The sequence below is a fragment of the Kitasatospora sp. NPDC059646 genome (assembly GCF_042734615.1).
Lineage (GTDB): Bacteria > Actinomycetota > Actinomycetes > Streptomycetales > Streptomycetaceae > Kitasatospora.
In genome coordinates, this window is the sequence record NZ_JBHWDS010000052.1 from 18,189 (window position 1) to 33,779 (window position 15,591).

Annotated in this window: 17 protein-coding genes; 8 read left to right on the forward strand and 9 right to left on the reverse strand. The window is 76.1% G+C overall.

What is annotated here, in order from left to right; translation table 11 throughout:
- Nucleotides 1-181 precede the first annotated feature (181 nt).
- Both ACFV1L_RS29025 and ACFV1L_RS29030 read left to right on the forward strand, forming a co-directional pair.
- Nucleotides 182-1,693 (forward strand): hypothetical protein, encoded by a 1,512-nt coding sequence (locus ACFV1L_RS29025; RefSeq protein ID WP_380371276.1) that lies wholly within the window; start codon nt 182-184, stop codon nt 1,691-1,693.
- A 166-nt stretch (nt 1,694-1,859) separates the two neighbouring features.
- Nucleotides 1,860-2,576, forward strand: a complete 717-nt coding sequence (locus tag ACFV1L_RS29030) for a hypothetical protein (RefSeq protein WP_380371278.1) — start codon at nt 1,860-1,862, stop codon at nt 2,574-2,576.
- On the opposite strand, the gene ACFV1L_RS29035 is transcribed toward ACFV1L_RS29030, so the two are convergent.
- Together ACFV1L_RS29035 and ACFV1L_RS29040 are read right to left on the reverse strand one after the other, a co-directional pair.
- Nucleotides 2,545-3,144 (reverse strand): hypothetical protein, encoded by a 600-nt coding sequence (locus ACFV1L_RS29035; protein ID WP_380371279.1) that lies wholly within the window; start codon nt 3,142-3,144, stop codon nt 2,545-2,547. The genes ACFV1L_RS29030 and ACFV1L_RS29035 overlap by 32 nt on opposite strands.
- Nucleotides 3,141-4,115: a DUF4190 domain-containing protein gene (locus ACFV1L_RS29040; protein WP_380371282.1), complete on the reverse strand. Its 975-nt coding sequence runs from the start codon at nt 4,113-4,115 to the stop codon at nt 3,141-3,143. The genes ACFV1L_RS29035 and ACFV1L_RS29040 overlap by 4 nt, the downstream gene beginning before the upstream one ends.
- Before the next feature lie 201 nt (nt 4,116-4,316).
- Here ACFV1L_RS29040 and ACFV1L_RS29045 point away from each other — a divergent pair, with 201 nt between their 5' ends.
- Nucleotides 4,317-5,480: a serine hydrolase domain-containing protein gene (locus ACFV1L_RS29045; protein ID WP_380371285.1), complete on the forward strand. Its 1,164-nt coding sequence runs from the start codon at nt 4,317-4,319 to the stop codon at nt 5,478-5,480.
- 57 nt (nt 5,481-5,537) lie between these two features.
- Here the strand turns inward: ACFV1L_RS29045 and ACFV1L_RS29050 are convergent, their stop codons facing one another.
- From ACFV1L_RS29050 to ACFV1L_RS29070, 5 genes are all read right to left on the reverse strand, one after another.
- Nucleotides 5,538-6,233 carry a nicotinamide riboside transporter PnuC gene (locus ACFV1L_RS29050; RefSeq protein ID WP_380371288.1) on the reverse strand — a complete coding sequence of 232 codons (696 nt, stop codon included), beginning with the start codon at nt 6,231-6,233 and terminating at the stop codon, nt 5,538-5,540.
- Between the two features lie 222 nt (nt 6,234-6,455).
- Nucleotides 6,456-6,884: a riboflavin kinase gene (locus tag ACFV1L_RS29055; protein WP_380371290.1), complete on the reverse strand. Its 429-nt coding sequence runs from the start codon at nt 6,882-6,884 to the stop codon at nt 6,456-6,458.
- The gene (locus ACFV1L_RS29060) at nt 6,877-7,395 is read right to left on the reverse strand and encodes a flavin reductase family protein (RefSeq protein ID WP_380371292.1); all 519 of its coding nucleotides are present in this window, start codon (nt 7,393-7,395) and stop codon (nt 6,877-6,879) included. The genes ACFV1L_RS29055 and ACFV1L_RS29060 overlap by 8 nt, the downstream gene beginning before the upstream one ends.
- A gap of 35 nt (nt 7,396-7,430) precedes the next feature.
- Complete coding sequence (locus tag ACFV1L_RS29065; RefSeq protein WP_380371294.1) at nt 7,431-8,777, reverse strand: NtaA/DmoA family FMN-dependent monooxygenase; 1,347 nt, start codon at nt 8,775-8,777, stop codon at nt 7,431-7,433.
- A gap of 90 nt (nt 8,778-8,867) precedes the next feature.
- Complete coding sequence (locus ACFV1L_RS29070; protein WP_380371295.1) at nt 8,868-9,782, reverse strand: ribokinase; 915 nt, start codon at nt 9,780-9,782, stop codon at nt 8,868-8,870.
- A gap of 198 nt (nt 9,783-9,980) precedes the next feature.
- On the opposite strand from ACFV1L_RS29070, the gene ACFV1L_RS29075 reads away from it, so the two are divergent.
- From ACFV1L_RS29075 to ACFV1L_RS29085, 3 genes are all read left to right on the forward strand, one after another.
- Nucleotides 9,981-10,973 carry a LacI family DNA-binding transcriptional regulator gene (locus ACFV1L_RS29075; protein WP_380371298.1) on the forward strand — a complete coding sequence of 331 codons (993 nt, stop codon included), beginning with the start codon at nt 9,981-9,983 and terminating at the stop codon, nt 10,971-10,973.
- Between the two features lie 70 nt (nt 10,974-11,043).
- Nucleotides 11,044-11,430 carry a hypothetical protein gene (locus ACFV1L_RS29080; RefSeq protein WP_380371300.1) on the forward strand — a complete coding sequence of 129 codons (387 nt, stop codon included), beginning with the start codon at nt 11,044-11,046 and terminating at the stop codon, nt 11,428-11,430.
- Between the two features lie 94 nt (nt 11,431-11,524).
- Nucleotides 11,525-12,004: a hypothetical protein gene (locus tag ACFV1L_RS29085; protein WP_380371302.1), complete on the forward strand. Its 480-nt coding sequence runs from the start codon at nt 11,525-11,527 to the stop codon at nt 12,002-12,004.
- A gap of 36 nt (nt 12,005-12,040) precedes the next feature.
- Here ACFV1L_RS29085 and ACFV1L_RS29090 read toward each other — a convergent pair whose 3' ends face one another.
- Nucleotides 12,041-13,237 (reverse strand): hypothetical protein, encoded by a 1,197-nt coding sequence (locus tag ACFV1L_RS29090; RefSeq protein WP_380371304.1) that lies wholly within the window; start codon nt 13,235-13,237, stop codon nt 12,041-12,043.
- Between the two features lie 25 nt (nt 13,238-13,262).
- A complete protein-coding gene (locus ACFV1L_RS29095; protein WP_380371305.1) occupies nt 13,263-14,003 on the reverse strand; it encodes a VOC family protein in 741 nt (246 codons plus the stop codon).
- Nucleotides 14,004-14,228: 225 nt separating this feature from the next.
- Between ACFV1L_RS29095 and ACFV1L_RS29100 the strand changes: the two genes are divergently transcribed.
- Together ACFV1L_RS29100 and ACFV1L_RS29105 are read left to right on the forward strand one after the other, a co-directional pair.
- Nucleotides 14,229-14,675 (forward strand): hypothetical protein, encoded by a 447-nt coding sequence (locus ACFV1L_RS29100; protein WP_380371307.1) that lies wholly within the window; start codon nt 14,229-14,231, stop codon nt 14,673-14,675.
- A 566-nt stretch (nt 14,676-15,241) separates the two neighbouring features.
- Nucleotides 15,242-15,577 (forward strand): hypothetical protein, encoded by a 336-nt coding sequence (locus ACFV1L_RS29105; protein ID WP_380371308.1) that lies wholly within the window; start codon nt 15,242-15,244, stop codon nt 15,575-15,577.
- The last annotated feature ends 14 nt before the right edge of the window (nt 15,578-15,591 follow it).

Consider the following 15,591-nt stretch of genomic DNA (forward strand, 5'->3'; position numbering starts at 1 on the left):
CGCCCATCCTCGCAGGCGGCCGACGGCCCGGGGATCCGCCACACGGTCCCGGCCGGTCGCGCAGGCCCCGTACGGAGGGGGCCGGCCCGGCCCGGCGGCCGGGGCGGGCCGGTGCCGTCCGCCGGGCCGGGCCGTGGCGTAATTCGCGGCGGCAGCCGGGACGTTCCGCAAGGATGTGCGGATGCGACACGTGTGGGCCGGGCTGGCCGAGAATCCGGGGCTTCCGCGCGAGGGCGTCGAGCGGCTGCTGGCGCTGGAGAGTCCGGACCTGTCGACGGAGCTCGCCGGGCGCACCGACCTGACGGACCGGCAGGTCCTGGCGCTGGCCGAGCGTGACGCCGTGGCCGCGGGCTCGCTCGCCGCGAGCGGACGGCTGACGGCCGACCGGGTCGACCCGGAACGGCAGCCGGTCGCCGCCCTCGCCCTGCTGCGGGCCGGTCTCGGACCCGTCGAGTGGGCCCACGCCCTGTGCGAACGGCCGGAACTGCGGGCCCGGTTGGCGAGCTGCCCGGTGCTCCCGCCCGCGGTGTCCCGGCGGCTGGCGGCCGAACCCGACCTCGCCGTGGTGATCGAACTCGCCGAGGCGACCACCGACCCGGCGATCGCCGCGCTGCTCGCCGCCCACCCCTCGGAGTACGTTCGCCAGGCGCTCGGCTTCAACGAGAGCGCCCCGGCCGCCGTCCTCGCCGACCTGATCGGCAACCGTCCCCCGCTGGACAGCTGCGAGGTCTGCGAGCGGCACCCCGTGCCCTGGGTCCACCCGCCGGACTGCCCCGACCCCGACTGCACCCTGCACCCCGGCGCGGCCTGCGACGGCAGCCACGGCTTCGCCCGGGAGACGATCCTGCAGGCCGCCCTCGGGCACCCCGCCGCGGCCGCCGCCGACGCGCTCACGCACCTGGCCGCCGCGTCACCGTTCCTGCGGGCCCAACTCGCCGCCCGCACCGACCTTCCCGCGTCCGCGTACGCCACGCTCGCCGCGGACCCGCAGATCTGGGTGCGGGAGCCGCTCGCGAGCAATCCCGCGATCGGCGAGCCGCTGATCCGGCAGCTGGCCGACGACCCGTCCGAGGAGGTGCGCCGCAGCGTCGCCCAGCACCCGCGCGTCCCGCTGGACGTGCTCGACCGGGTCTGCACCACCGTCCGGCTCGGACCGCTGCCGGTGCCCCGGATCGCCGCCGCCACCCCCGCCGAACTGGACGCGCTCGCCGGCTCCGCCAACCGCGAACTGCGCCGCCTCACCGCCCTCCGCCGCGACCTCCCCGACCCCGTCCGGGACCGGCTCGCCGACGACCCCGACCCCAGGGTCGCCGCCGCGATCGCCCCCCATCCCGGCCTGGACGAGCGGCAGCTGCGCGCCATGCGGCAGCGCCACGGCCGGACGGTCGGCGCCGGCATCGCCGCCAACCCGGACGCCCCCACCGCCCTGCTCGCCGAACTCGTCCACGGCGAGCACAACGTCGCCACCCTGCGCGCCCTCGCCACCCACCCCGCCGCCGACGGGCCCACCCTCACCGCCTGCCTGCGCGACCCCCGCGCCCGCCGCAGAGCCGCCGTCCACCCCGCCCTGCCCCTCGCCCGCCTCCGCTCCCTCCTCGCCGACCCCGACCCCTCCACCGCCCAGGGCGCCGCCGCCAACCCCTCGCTGCCGCCTGCCGACCTGCTGCGCCTGCTCCCGCCGCCCCGGGGCTGAGCGGCTCGGCGGTCCAGCGCCCCTCCACGGCAAGGCAGTTCAGCCGGGGCGCGCACCGACGACGGGCTCGCGGGGCGGAGGTCGTCCGCCGGCCGCCCGGATTCCGTCGTCCGGCGGGCCGGAACAAGACTGCACATCCGGAGCCGGTGCCCCGACCATGGAACCCATGACGGATCGACTTGCGGACGGCGGACGGCCCGACGGACTGGCACGGGTGCGGTGGATCGTCGGGGGGAGCGCGGCCGGGAAGAGCACGGTGGCGCGGGTGCTGGCCGACCGGTACGGGGCCGAGGTGTACGACGGCGACCGGGCGGAGCACGGGTGGCTGGCGCGGTGCTCGGCGGAGCGGCAGCCCCGGCTGGCCGCCTTGCGAGGGGCGGCGCCGGGGGAGGCGTGGCAGGGGCGGACGGCCGAGCAGGTGTTCCGGTCGATGGCGGGGCTGTACGGGGAGACGGCCGGGTTCCTCGCCGAGGACCTTCGGCGCGCTGCCGGCGAACGGCCGCTGCTGGTCGACTACTTCGGGATCCTGCCGGACCACCTCGCGCCGCTGCTCGCCCGGCCCGGGCACGCGGTCTTCCTGGTGCCGACGCCGGAGTTCCGCACCGCCGCGCTCCGGGCGCGGTTCGCCGATCCGGACCGGGTGCGGCTCAACTGGGGCAGCGCGGACCCGGAGCGGATGTTCGCGCTGCGCTGCGCCCGCGACGCGCTGTGGGACGGGGAGATCCGGCGCCAGGCCGCCCGGCACGGCCTCGACGTCGTGACGGTCGACGGCAGCGTTCCGGTCGCCGAGCTGGCGGAGCGGTTGGCGGTGCGCTTCGGGCTGGCCCCGGCGGAGGAGCCCCCCGCCGCGGTCAGCGGTCGTGGCGGGGAGCCGGCGCGGTGAGCAGGCGGTCCGTCAACTGCCGGGCGGCGGCGGCGTCTGCCGCGGCCGCCCCGGCCGTGCGGGGAAAGGGGACGCGAGGCCCCTGGAGGCGGCGGTCGGGGATGGAGCGGGCGGCGACGGCCGTCCAGTCGGGCCGCTCCAGGACGACCAGATGGGCCTCGTGGTGGGCGTCGTCGTCGCGGTCGTCGTCGTACGGGGCGAGGTGCAGGCGCAGCCGGGTGTCGTCCAGCCAGTGCACGGCGAGTACCTGACGGCCCATCCGTTCGGCGAACAGCTCCCGTTCGCGGCCGCCGTCCAGGGGCACCATCAGCAGTTGGCCCTCGAAGAAGCAGCCGCCGTCGTAGGCGCCGGTGCCCACCGCGAGCAGCGGCAGGCCGGGGTGGAAGGCCAGCGCGGCGATGTGGTGCCGGCAGCGGATCCGGCGCAGCAGGCGGGGCCGCTCACCGGTCTCGTACAGGCCGAGCTGCCGGGCCTCGCCGTACGTGTCGGCGCAGGCCACGGCGAGCAGGCGGCGGCCGGGGTCGGCAACGGCGAGGACGGGGCGGCCGGTCGGCGGTCGGGCGGTCACGGGGCGGGCCTCCGGGGCGGGGGTCGGCGGGGCGGCGTGCCGGTCCAGATCACGTCCTTGCGGTCGAGCCCGGAGCCGTGGGTGAACTGGAGGGTGAACGGGTCGGCGGTGGCGTTCGGCAGGCCGTAGGTCTCCAGCGCGGTGCTCTCCTGGCCGGGGGCGAGGGACTTGGGGAGCTGCACGTACTGCCCGCCGCCGAACAGCGGGTGGAGCAGGGTGCCGCGGGAGTCCTTGACGATGAGCAGCGCCGATCCGTACAGCGAGAGTTCGGTGGAGCCGGTGTTGACGACGGTCACCCGCAGCCGGACGAAGGTCGCGTTCTCCGGGAGGGGCGTGCCGGAGGTGCTCGGGGCGGCCGGGGCCGGCGGGGCCATGGTGACCTTCAGGCCGTCGGGGAACGTATACGTCCCGCCGGCCGGCAGTCGGCGGGCCCGCTCGTCGGCGGCCCTGGCCTCCTGCTCCGCGGCCGTCTTCTTCGCCCGCTCGTCCGCCAGCCGCTGCCGCTCCGCCTCGTCGCGCCGCCGCTCCGCGACCGCGCGGTCGTGGGCCCGCGCGGCGTCCCGGACCTCGGAGACGACGAAGCCGCCGGTGACGGCGGAGACCGTCAGGCCCACGGCGCCGAGGACGGTGCCGGTGAGCGCCATCGCCCGGTTGGTGGCCAGGCGGCGGCGGGCCAGCCGCAGGCCGACGGCACCGAAGACCACCGCGAGCAGGGCGGGCAGCCAGGAGAACCAGAACAGGACCAGCGGCAGGCTGAGCACCGCGCCGATGATGCCGAGCACCAGCGCGGCGATGCCCTGCCCGTTGCGGGGCTGCGGCACCGGCACCGGGAACGGCGGCCAGTACGGGCCGGCGGGCGGCGCGGTCACCTGAGCGGCCGTCAGCCGGTCCGAATCCGGCGGGGCCCACGGGTTGGCGGGCACTGCCGCCTCCTCGGTCTCCGGACTGTCGGGCGGGACGGGCAGGGTCATGCGGCACCTTGAGCTCAGGGACGGCGAGGACCGGACGGGACCGATCGTGACCGGAGTATCCCCTGTCGGGGCAGCAGAAGGCGAGCCCGTTTCCGCAGCGCCGGAAGAATCTCCGCCGGCCGGGAATGTCGGTGTGCGCACGGCAGTTGACCACTCCCGGCCGAGGGGCGGCCGGACGATCGACGACGGGGGGCGCAGACCATGGCGAACCGGGACGATGCGGTGCAGGGCAGTGTGGCAGCGGGCTTCGAGGGCGTACGGGACGCGTTCGCGGCCGTCGCCGCGGAGCGCGAGGACTCGCCGGAGGCGCAGCTGGTGGTGCACGTCGACGGCCGGCGGGTGGTCGACCTGTGGGCCGGGGGCGGGACGGACGCGGACACGCTGATGAACCTGTTCTCCGTCACCAAGGGCGCGGCGCACCTCGTGACGGCGCTGCTGGTGCAGGACGGCGTGCTCGACCTCGACCGCGAAGTGGCCTCGTACTGGCCGGAGTTCGGGGCGCACGGCAAGGACCGGCTGACGCTGCGCGAGCTGCTCGCGCACCGCTCCGGCGTGGTCGGCGTGGACGGCGGGTTCACCGCCGAGGAGTTGGCCGACGACCGGGCGATGGCGGCCCGGCTGGCCGGCCAGCGGCCGTTCTGGGAGCCCGGCGCGGCGTACGGCTACCACGCCTTCGTGATCGGCGCGCTGACCGGCGAGGTGGTGCGGCGGGTGACCGGCCGCTCCATCCAGGAGCTCTACGAGGAGCGGATCCGCGCCCCGTACGGCCTGGACTTCTACCTCGGCCTGCCCGAGGAGCTGGAGCCGCGGCGGGCCGAGACGCTGCCGCTGCGGCCGACACCGGAGGAGGCCGCGCGGATCGGCGCGACGACGACCGACCCGGAGAGCATCGCCGGTGTCGCCGGCAACCGGAACGCGCCCGTGCCGGTCGACCTGGTGGCCTTCGCCAACACCCGGCTGGTCCGGGCCCTCGGCCCGACCTCGTCCGGCGGCGTCGGCACCGCCCGCGGCGTTGCCGGCCTGTACGCCGCCGCGATCGGCGAGGTGGACGGCCGGGCCCCGCTGCTGAAGCCGGAGACCGTCACCGAGTTCGCCCGCCCGCAGTACCGCGGCACCGACCTGGTCACCGGCAACGAGGACGTCTTCGGCCTCGGCTTCGAGGAGCTCTCCGGCCTCTACCGCCCGCTCGGCCCGGACGCCTTCGGCCACAGCGGCGCCACCGGTTCGCTCGCCCTCGCCGACCCCGGCGCCGGGCTCGCCTACGCCTACGCCCGCCGCCGCTTCGGCCTGCCCTCCCGCTACGGCGCCGGCCCGGAGAACCACCGCCTGCTCGAAGCGGTGTACCGGGGAATCGCCGCGTCCTGACGCAGCATCAGGACGAGCGGGCCGGCCCCTCGGAGGAGGGGTCGGCCCGGCGGGGGGTCAGTTCGCGCGGGACTCGTCGCGGGACTCGACCTGGACGGCCGGCTCCAGCGGGGACGCGATGTCCTGCGGCCTGCTGCGGGAGGCCCAGTCGCGGATGCCCATCAGGACCATGACGAAGAAGATGCCGTAGACGATGCCGGAGAAGTACAGCTCGGAGTGGATGGCGAGCGGCACCCCGACCAGGTCGACGGCCAGCCAGACGAACCAGAACTCGATGTAGCGGCGGGCCTGGCTGTACATGGCGAGGATCGAGCCGATGAAGATCCAGGCGTCGGCGAGGACCATCCACCACGGGGCGCCCGGGTAGAAGGACGCGTCGGTCCACTTCAGCAGCGCGCCGAACGCGCCGGTGCCGAGCACCATCGCGGCGATCAGGACGCCGCGTTCGGTCCAGTTCGCCCAGCGGACGTTGATGGCGCCTTCCTGCTCGCGGCTGCGCTTCCAGGTGGCCCAGCCCCAGGCGGCCGACACGATGATCACGACCTGCCGGGCGGCGTTGCCGCCGAGGTGCACGTTCAGGCTGGCGACCAGCAGGAACACCGAACCGAGGATCTGCACCGGCCAGGCCACCAGGGAGCGGCGCAGGGCCAGCCAGACGGTGGCGAGCGCCAGGATGTTGCCGAGGAAGTCGGACCAGTAGACGGGGAGGCCGAGGAAGCTGAACTGCTCGTTCAGCCAGTGGAATGCGCTCATTACTCACACCTTTGTTCGTTCGGAGCGAGGCGGGGGAGGAGCGGTCGGCCCCGCGGACACGGGGAAGCGGGGACGGGGCCGACCGGGCACGCGGGCGTCGGGCGCAGACGGAGGGTGGGGGTGGGGGTGCGTGCCGTGCAGGGAAGGGGAGGCGGGAGGGGGACGGCCGGCCCCGCCGGAAGCGGGGGAGACGGGGCCGACCGGGCAGGTGGGGAAGGGGAGTCAGCGGGCCGCCGCGGCGAGGACGCGCCGCCCCCTGGCGGAGTCCAGCAGGGCCTCCGAGCGTCGGACGTCCGCCCGCGCGGCGAGCAGCAGCTCGTCCACCGAGGCGAACCTGACGGTGTCCCGGATCCGGGCGACGAACCAGAGTGCGACGTGCTCGCCGTACAGGTCGTCCGAGGTGTCGTGGCAGTACACCTCGGTGTGGACCCGAGACCCGTCCTCGAAGGTGGGATTGGTGCCGATGCTGATCGTCGCGCGGTGCACGGCGCCGGTGGCCGGCCGGGCCAGCCAGCCGCTGTAGATCGCGGGCGGCGGGACGTCCGAACCGGGGTCGGGGGAGATGTTGGCGGTGGGGAAGCCCAGCATCCGCCCCCGTCCGGCACCGTGGACGACGGTGCCGGACAGCCGGGGTGAGGTGGCGTCAGGCATGGGGCGACAGCTCGCGGAACTGGCTGGTGTGGAACACCAGCGGTTCCACGCCGGGGAACAGCTCGGCGGTGAGCAGCTCCATCAGGACGATCTCGTGGTCGCCGCCGTCGTACACCGCGCCGACCCGGGCGGTCAGCCACAGCGCCGCACCCTCGATCAGCACCGCGCCGTCCGGCGTCGCCTGCCAGTCGCTCCCCTCGAAGCGGTCGCCCGCCCGGGAGGCCAGCCGCCGGCACAGCGCGCCCTGCTCGTGGCTGAGCACGCTCAGCCCCAGCACCGGCAGGCCGGCCAGCCGCGGCCAGGTGGTCGAGGTGCGGGCCACGCTGACCGCGATCATCGGCGGCTCCAGCGAGATCGACACGAACGAGCTCGCCGCGAAACCGTCCGGTGCGCCGTCGCGCAGCGCGCCGATCGCGACCACGCCGGTCGGGTACGCCCCGAAGGCCTGGCGCAGCGTCGCCGCGCTCAGGTCCGCGGACGGAGCGGTGGGGTGGTGGGCGGGAGTGGCCATGGCCGTCGCCGTCCTCTCGTCGCGGGTGGGGCGGGTCAGTGGCGGTGCCGGGCGGCCGGGTGGCTGGCCGGCAGCGCCCGGTCGTCGGCGCCGGTGAGCCGCTCGCGCAGCGACTCGCCGTCCGCGTACTCGCCGCGGAACACGCCGCGGGCGCGCAGGATCGGCAGCACCGACTCGACGAACTCGACGGTGGAGGCGGGCTGGACCGGCGGCGACAGCAGGAAGCCGTCCAGGTCCGCGCCCTCGGCGAGGGCGCAGATCTCGTCGGCGATCTCCTCGGCGGTGCCGACCACGGGGCGGGCGCCGACGCCGTGGGTGTGCCAGTCGGCGAGCACGTCACCGACGGTCCGGTCGGCGAACCGGGCCACCTGGGTCTGCGACATCTCGGTGGACAGCTCGCTCATCGGGGTGTCCGGCGCGTACGAGGACAGGTCCAGGCCGGTGAACATCGCGTACGAGGCGACGGTGACCTCCGGGCGCTGCGCGTCCAGGATCCGCTGCCAGCGGCGCTCCGCGTCCTGGGTGGTCGCGCCGACCACGCAGGAGAACGCCGACATGACCTTGACCTGGTCGGCGGCGCGGCCGGCCTGCACCGCCTCCTCGCGGATCGCCCTGGTGTGGCCCGCGAGTTGGGCGACGCTGCCGCTGCCGACGAACATGCACTCGCCGTGCCGCCCGCCGACCCGGCGGCCCGCCGGGGACGCGCCCGCCTGGAACAGCACCGGGGTGCCCTGCGGCGAGCGGGCGGTGTTGCCGTAGCCGTGCGAGCGGAAGTACGGGCCCTCGTGCTCGACCAGGTGCACCTTCGCCGGGTCGGCGAACCGGCCGGCCTTGTCCTTCTCCAGCGCGTCCGGCTCCCAGGCGCCCTCCCAGTACTTGTAGACCAGGTCGAGGAAGTCCTCGGCCATCGCGTACCGGTCGTCGTGCGCCACCATGTCCATCCCGAAGGCCTTCACGGCGGTGTCGGCGGTGCCGGTGGTGACGATGTTCCAGCCCAGTCGGCCGCCGGACAGCTGGTCCAGGGTGGCCAGCCGGCGGGCGAACGCGTACGGCGGCTCCACCAGCACCGAACCGGTCACCACCAGGCCCAGGTCGGTGGTGGAGGCGAGCAGCGCCGAGGCGATCACGAACGGGTCCAGCCGGGGCAGGTCGAGGGTCTCCTCGGTGGCGATCGGCGGCCGCACCCCGTTGATCTCCGACCAGCCCCAGGCGTCCGCCAGGAACAGGAAGTCCAGCTTGGCGTCCTCGCAGAGCTGCGCGACCTCGCGCCAGTAGCCGAGGGTGTCGAACTCGTGCCGGCGGCTGTCGGGATGGCGCCAGGTGGCGGTGCCGCTCGCGTTGGTCTGGGCGTTCTCGAACAGTCCGAGCTTGAGGCTGCGCATGGGTGTTCTCCGTTGAACTGGTGGTACCGGGGTGCGGGTGGAGCCGGGGGTTCGTCAGGAAACGGCAGGGCGGGTGGAGCTGCTGCCGGGTCAGGCCGCGGCGGGCGGCGGGGAGTCGAGCTGCGCCGCGGTCGGCATGGAGGACTGCGCGCCGAGCCCGGTGACGGCCAACGAGGCCGCCCGGACGGCGCGTTCGGCGGCGGCGAGCAGGTCGCCGCCGCGGGCGAGGGAGTCGGCGAGCGCCCCGCAGAAGGTGTCGCCGGCGCCGACCGTGTCCACCGCGTCCACCACGGGGGCGGGCAGGTGGACGGCGGGCCGGCCGGGCCGCTTGACCAGCGCCCCGTCCGCACCGAGCGTCACCACCACGGCGCCGCACGGCAGTTCGGCGTGCTCCAGCAGGGCGCGCGCCCCGTCCGGGCCGGCCGGGGGTTCGACGCCGAGCAGGGCGGCGAGCTCGCCCAGGTTGGGGACCAGGACGTCGACGGCCGCCAGCACCTCCGGCGCGACCGGCCGGGCCGGGGCCGGGTTGAGGACGACCGTGCCGCCCTGCTCCCGGGTCCGCAGCACCGCCGCGGCCACCACCTCGGGCGCGATCTCGTGCTGGACCAGCACCACATCGCCCGCGCCGCCCGCCAGTTCGGCCGGCAGGTCGGCGACGGCGAGCGCCGCGTTCGCCCCCGGGTTGACCACGATGGCGTTCTCGCCCGCGCGGTCGACCACCACGGAGGCGATGCCCGTGGTGGCGTCCGCGGCCGGGAGCACCGTCGTGACGTCGACGCCCTCGGCGGCCAGCGCCCGCAGGATCGTGCCCGCGTCCGCCCCGACCCGGGCGACCAGCCGGACGCGCGCACCGAGCCGGGCGGCCGCCACGGCCTGGTTCGCGCCCTTGCCGCCGACGCCCTCCACGAAGCCCTCCGCGAGCACGGTCTCGCCCGGTCGCGGCAGGTCCTGGACGGTCAGCACGAGGTCGCGGTTGACCGAACCGACGACGGTGATGGACGGCATCTGCGCTCCTCGGGAGCTCCTCGGGAGATCGATTTCCCACACTCTGGCCCAGCCCCCGGCACCCGTCAAGTACCCTCGTGCTGCGCATTCCGCCGACTCGGACCCGCCGGCCCGATCCGTGACCGCGCCGACACCGCCCCGACACCGCAGCCGGGCCGGCGCCGCGCCGACACCGTTCCCGACCGGGGAGGACCCCACGTGACAGCGCCCCGACTCCTCGACGTGGCCGCCGCCGCCGGCGTCTCCCGCGCGACCGCCTCACGCGTCCTGGCCGGCACCCCGCGCAACGTCGACCCCGAGCTCGCCCGCCGCGTCGAGGACGCCGCCCGCGAACTCGGCTACCGCACCAACCACTCCGCGCGGGCGCTGCGCACCGGCACCACCGGCACCGTCGGCGTCGTCGTCCCCTCGCTCGCCAACCCCTACTTCGTCCAACTCGCCGACGCCATCGCCCAGCAGGTCCGCGCCGCCGGCGGGCAGCTCGTCGTCTCCGACGCCGCCAACTCGGCCGGCATCGAGGCCGAACAGATCGAGACCCTGCTCGGCGGACGGGTGGACGGCCTGGTCGTCGTCCCCGTCTCCGCCGCCGCCTCCGGCCCCGCCGTGCGGGCCGCCGCGAAGCGCACGCCCGTCGTGCTGTTCGACCGCTGGGCGAGCGGCTCCGGGACGGTCGCCGTCACCCTCGACAACGCCGCCGCGATGCGCCTGCTCCTCGACCACCTCGACGCCCTCGGCCGGCACCGGATCGCCCTGGTCGCCGCCGACCAGGCCTCCTCCTCGGGCGCGGAACGCCTCGCCGCGTTCACCGCCGCCCGCGGTGAGGACGCCACCACCGTCCTGCTCCCCAGCTTCACCACCGACGCCGGCCGCACCGCCGGGCGGCGGATCGCCGAACAGCGCGACGCGATCGACGCCGTCGTCTGCGGCGCGGACGTCCTCGCCGTCGGCCTGGTCTCCACCCTCCAGCGCTCGGCGGTGTCCGTCCCCGGGGAGATCGCCGTCACCGGCTTCGACGACACCGAGATACTCGAACTGCTCGACCCGCCCATCACCTCCATCCGCCACCCGCTCGCCGCGATGGCCGAACGCGCCCTGACGCTCCTTCAGTCCACCGCCCGGGACCGGGCGGAGAACGTCGAACGCTTCGCCCCCCAGCTGGTCGTCCGGGCCTCCACCGACGCCGAGGCCTGACGGGGCGTCAACCGACCCGGCGCGGAACGCCGGTGGAGCGGCCGTGCGCGGGCCTGCCACACTGGCCGGCATGACGCCCGAGGAGCTCGCCGCGCTGCTGACCGGCGAGCGGACGCCGGCCTTCGGCCCCGCCCGCGAGGCCCTGCTGTCCGGCGGCAGTTGCGGGGTGCGGGCGTTCCTCGGGACGGGGTCCCACCATGCGGGCATCGTGCGCGCCAGACTGCGGACGGCGCTGCGGAAGGGGAGACCGGCCCTCGGGTTCGCCGAGACCGTCGAGATCCTGCGCGCGGCGGGGGACCGGCCCACCCGCGTCGGATGGATCCGCTCGGCCGACGGGCGCTGGTACTTCCAGGTCTTCCTGGACGCCACGGCCGGCACCGTGCTCGCCTGCCTCCGCTCCGGTCCGCTCGACGGCCGCGCGCCGGCGGATCCGGAGTCGTGGGCGGCGGGGACTTGAGTACCCGTACTCAGGCGGCGTCCGTCCGGGCCGGACGAGACTGTTCGGGTACGTCGGGCCGCTGGGTGGCCCGACGCCGACGGAGGGGACGACGATGAGGCGTTCGACTTTCGCGTGGGCGGCCGCAGCGGCGGTCGCGGTGGCGACGGCTGCGGGGGCGGCGGGGCCGGCGGTGGCCGAGCAGGGGGCTCCGGCTGCGGTGGCCTCCGACATCGGGACGGAGGGGACCGGTGAGATCCTGCCCTACCCCGGGCCGGACGGGCTGATCTGGATCAAGGACTGGATCGGCAACGGCGGCGCCGTCACCGGCGGCGCCTACCAGGCCGGGCCGCCGGTCACCGTCACCGTCGGCTGCCAGGGCGGCAGCGGCGTCGCGGGCGAGGCCCACGTCACCTTCACGCCCTACTACGGCGACCCGACCCCGGTGGAGTTCACCGTCGCCTGCCCGGCCGACGCCGTCGGCCGGGGCACGGCGGTGGTGACGCCCGAGCAGGGCCGGTCCTTCCACGTCGGGGTGGAGACCTCGGCCCCCGACGTGCACTGGGGGCTGACGGTCACTCAGCCCGAGGCGTGACGCCGGGCGCCTGACGTCCGGGGCGCCCCCGCCGGCTCAACCGCGCTGCGCCCGGGCCCGGTTGATCGAGGCCTGGATCTGCAGCCAGGTCGGGTCGGCGGGGGACGCCTCGGTCACCGTCTCCAGCGCCTCGGTGTCCCAGCTGTCCGTGCCGTCGGTGAAGACCAGGTGCTCCTCCAGGTCGGCGTCCGGCGGCAGTGCCTCCGTCGCGGCGAGGAACGCGGCGGCGTCGTCGTCCGGCGCCTGGGCGGACGCGGCGGCCGGGGCCTCCGAGCGGACCGCCAGCAGGACGAGTTCGCCGTTCTCGCGGGCGGCCAGCAGCTCGCCCGCCGCGGTGGCGACCAGCGCGGAGACCGGCACGTCGTCCGGGGCGGCGTGCTCGACGGCCTCCTGCGCCTCGACGTCGAGTTCGATCAGCGCGCCGGTGGGCGTGCCGATCCAGATCACGCCGGGGCGGGCGTCCCACGCGAGGTTGTCCCGGGGCCACTCGACGGCGCCGTCCTCGGCGAGCGCCGTCGACAGGACCTTGCGCAGCGACGGGAAGGCGAAGATGTCCAGCGACTCGACGTACGCGTTGCCGCGGACGGCGAGGTGCCGGCCGTCGGCGCTGAACAGCGGGGTGCCGTAGCCGTCGACGTCCAGGATCAGCGCCTGCCGCAGCGTCCGCATCGCCGTCCCCGGCCCGTCGCCGGGGCGGGCGAACAGGCAGAACGTCGCGCCCTGGTCGCTGACCAGGGTGGTGACCAGCTCGCCGGACGGGTGGGCGGCGACGCCGGTGTCCCAGTACGGGGCCGGGGCGCTGGCGCCCGTGGCGGGATCGACGGCGGCCGAGGCGCCCTCGCCGGACGGGGCCGCCCACAGGGTGCGGCCGTCGGGGCTGAACGCCAGGTAGTGGTGGGCCGCCGCGGTCGGCTCGGGCGCCGACGGGCCGTCAGGCGTCCAGCGGGTCAGGGTGGCTCCGTCGGCGACGACCAGCAGCGGGTCGCGCGGATGCCAGGCCACCGCGGGAGGGGCGTCCCGGTGCCACCAGTCGGCCGGGTCCGGCTCGCCGGCCGGCCCGAGATCGACGGGGGAGAGCTCGCGCAGCCGCCCGCCGCCGCAGTCCCAGACCCGCACCAGTCGGCTGCCGGCGGCGGTGCCCGCCACCAGGGGGAGCCGGGGGTGGGCGGTGAGCTGCTCGACGGGGTGGTCGTCGTCCGCGGGTGTGCGGGCCAGTACGGCGAGTTCGGTCATGCCGACACGGTAGGGGCCGGGGGTGTCAGTGCGGCGCGAGCACGCAGAACTCGTGCCCGTCCGGATCGGCGAGCACCGTCCACGGCACCTCGCCCTGGCCGAGGTCGAGGTCGACGGCCCCCAGCGCCCGCAGGCGGGCGACCTCCGCCGACGGGTCGTCACCGGGGTACGGCAGCAGGTCGAGGTGGATCCGGTCGGGCGCGGCACGGCCGTCGGTGGAGCGCAGGAACTCCAGGAACGGGCCGCTGCCGGCGGCGGCGCGCAGGGTGGCGTGGTCGTCGGCGGCCTCGTGCACCGTCCAGTCGACCGCCTCGCCCCAGAACCGGGCCATCTCCCGCGGATCCGCGCAGTCCACCACGACCGCGGCGACCGGTCCGGTCCCCCGGTAGACCTCGCGCGGCTCCAGCACGCAGAACTCGTTGCCCTCGACGTCGGCCAGCACCGTCCACGGCACCTCGCCCTGCCCCAGGTCGACCGGCGTCGCACCGAGCGCCAACACGCGTTCCACCAGCTCCTGCTGATGGGCCGTCGACGAGCTGGCGAGATCGAGGTGGGTCCGGTTCTTCACCGCGCCCTTGCCCTCCGGCACCGGCACCAGGTCGATCCCCAGGACCACCGGGTCCGGCCACACCAGCTCGCCCGGCGGTGCGACGTAGGTCGTCACCCCGGGCCGGTGCGCCGTCCAGCCGAGCGCCTGCGCCCAGAACCGGCCGACCGCCACCGGGTCGACAGCCTTGATGTTCACCTGTACGGGGCGCAGCGCCATGCCGCAGATCCTAGCCACCGCGGCCCGCGCGGTACCTTCCCGCCAACCCCCGGGCGCCTCAACGGCCCGGCCCGGCACGGAGGTTCGCCGCCGGCGCCCGCACCTCGGCGGGCCGGAGCGAGCCGACCGACAGCGCCTCGGGCCCGCACGGGGCGGCAGTTGCCCCGATCCGGTTGAAGCCGCGCCGCCGACTGCTGGAACATTCCCCTGGCGAAGGGGGAGCAGGTGGACTGGTTCCACGGCACGTTGTACGGGGCGATCGGCGGTGCACTCGTCGAGGCCCTCGTCTTCAACGCACGGGTGCTGGCGTGGCAGGCCGCACGCCAGCGGGCCAGAGAGGCCAAGCGCCGCAGGCTCCCCCCGCTGCGCGCCTACATCGATCCGACGGCCGACCTCGCCGCAGCCGTGAGCCGGCTGCTCCTCGGGGCGCTCGCGGGCTGGCTGCTCCACTCGCAGATCACCGGCCTGTACGCCGCCGTGGCCGCCGGGGCCTCCGCACCCGCCCTGCTGCGGCAACTCGGCTCGTTCCGCACGGTCCAGGAGATCGTCCAGGACCCGGGCGCCGGGGAGGACCGGAACCCGGGCGCCCCGGCGGGCGTCCCATCCCCGACCGAGCAGCAGCCGGCGCCGGCCCGGGCACCGCTGGAGACGACCGGGGAGGCAGGAAGTTGAGCTTCAGGCGGCGCTACCTCCGCTCCCTGCTGTCCGCCACGGCGCCCCCCGCCCCGGAGCAGCCGCCCGGACGGGCGGTCGGGGCACGGTGGTCGAAGCGCTACCTCGCCTCGCTGCTCGACGTGCCGGTGGCCGGCGGGGCCCGGTCGCACACGGCTCCGGACGGCCTGGAGGACGCCGCCGGGGACCCGGCACACCGCGCTCGGCCGTCGGGGCCGGCTTCCCGCGGTGCGCCCCGGCCCCGGGTGCCGGCCTTCAAGGGCTCTCTCGCCGGCCGTGCAACGACCGGCGCCGGCGGTCGCACCGCCGTGGCGGCAGGGCCGTCCGTGTGGAAGCCGGCGGTGGGCGCCGCCGGCGCCCTGCTGATGCTCGTGGGCATCGTCCTGGGGCTGGGCAGTTCCGTGCCCCACAGCGGGGGGGCGCTGCCCGAGCCGCACCCCTCCACCACGACCCTCCCCACACCGGCTGCCAGTACCGGCAGCGGCATGACGCCTCCGCCGGCGGGTTGGCCGCCGACCAGTCCGGGGGCGCCGTCGACGACGGCTTCCCCGAGCGGCCCCGGCCCCGTGTGGCAAGGCGTTCTGACCTTCCGCGGCGCCGACCCCGAGGCGGAGCCCCCCACCCTGCCGGTGCGGGACTACCGGCTTCGCCTCTGCGCGTCGTGCGCCCCGACGGCGATCACCGGCCCCCAGGTGGCGGCCTGGGACGGCCCCGCGCCGCCGACGCCCGACCAGTGCCGTGCCGCCCTGGCCCTGCACGGCGCGCCGGGCGGGAGCGTCCCCGTGCAGGTCGGCAGGACGGGGTGCTTCGCCGACTTCCGCGGCCCCGCGGGGACGGTCGGATACTTCAGCGTCGTCTCGACCTCGCCGCCCACGGTGGGCGCGGTCGTCTTCTCCGGCTGACGGACGCCGCTGCG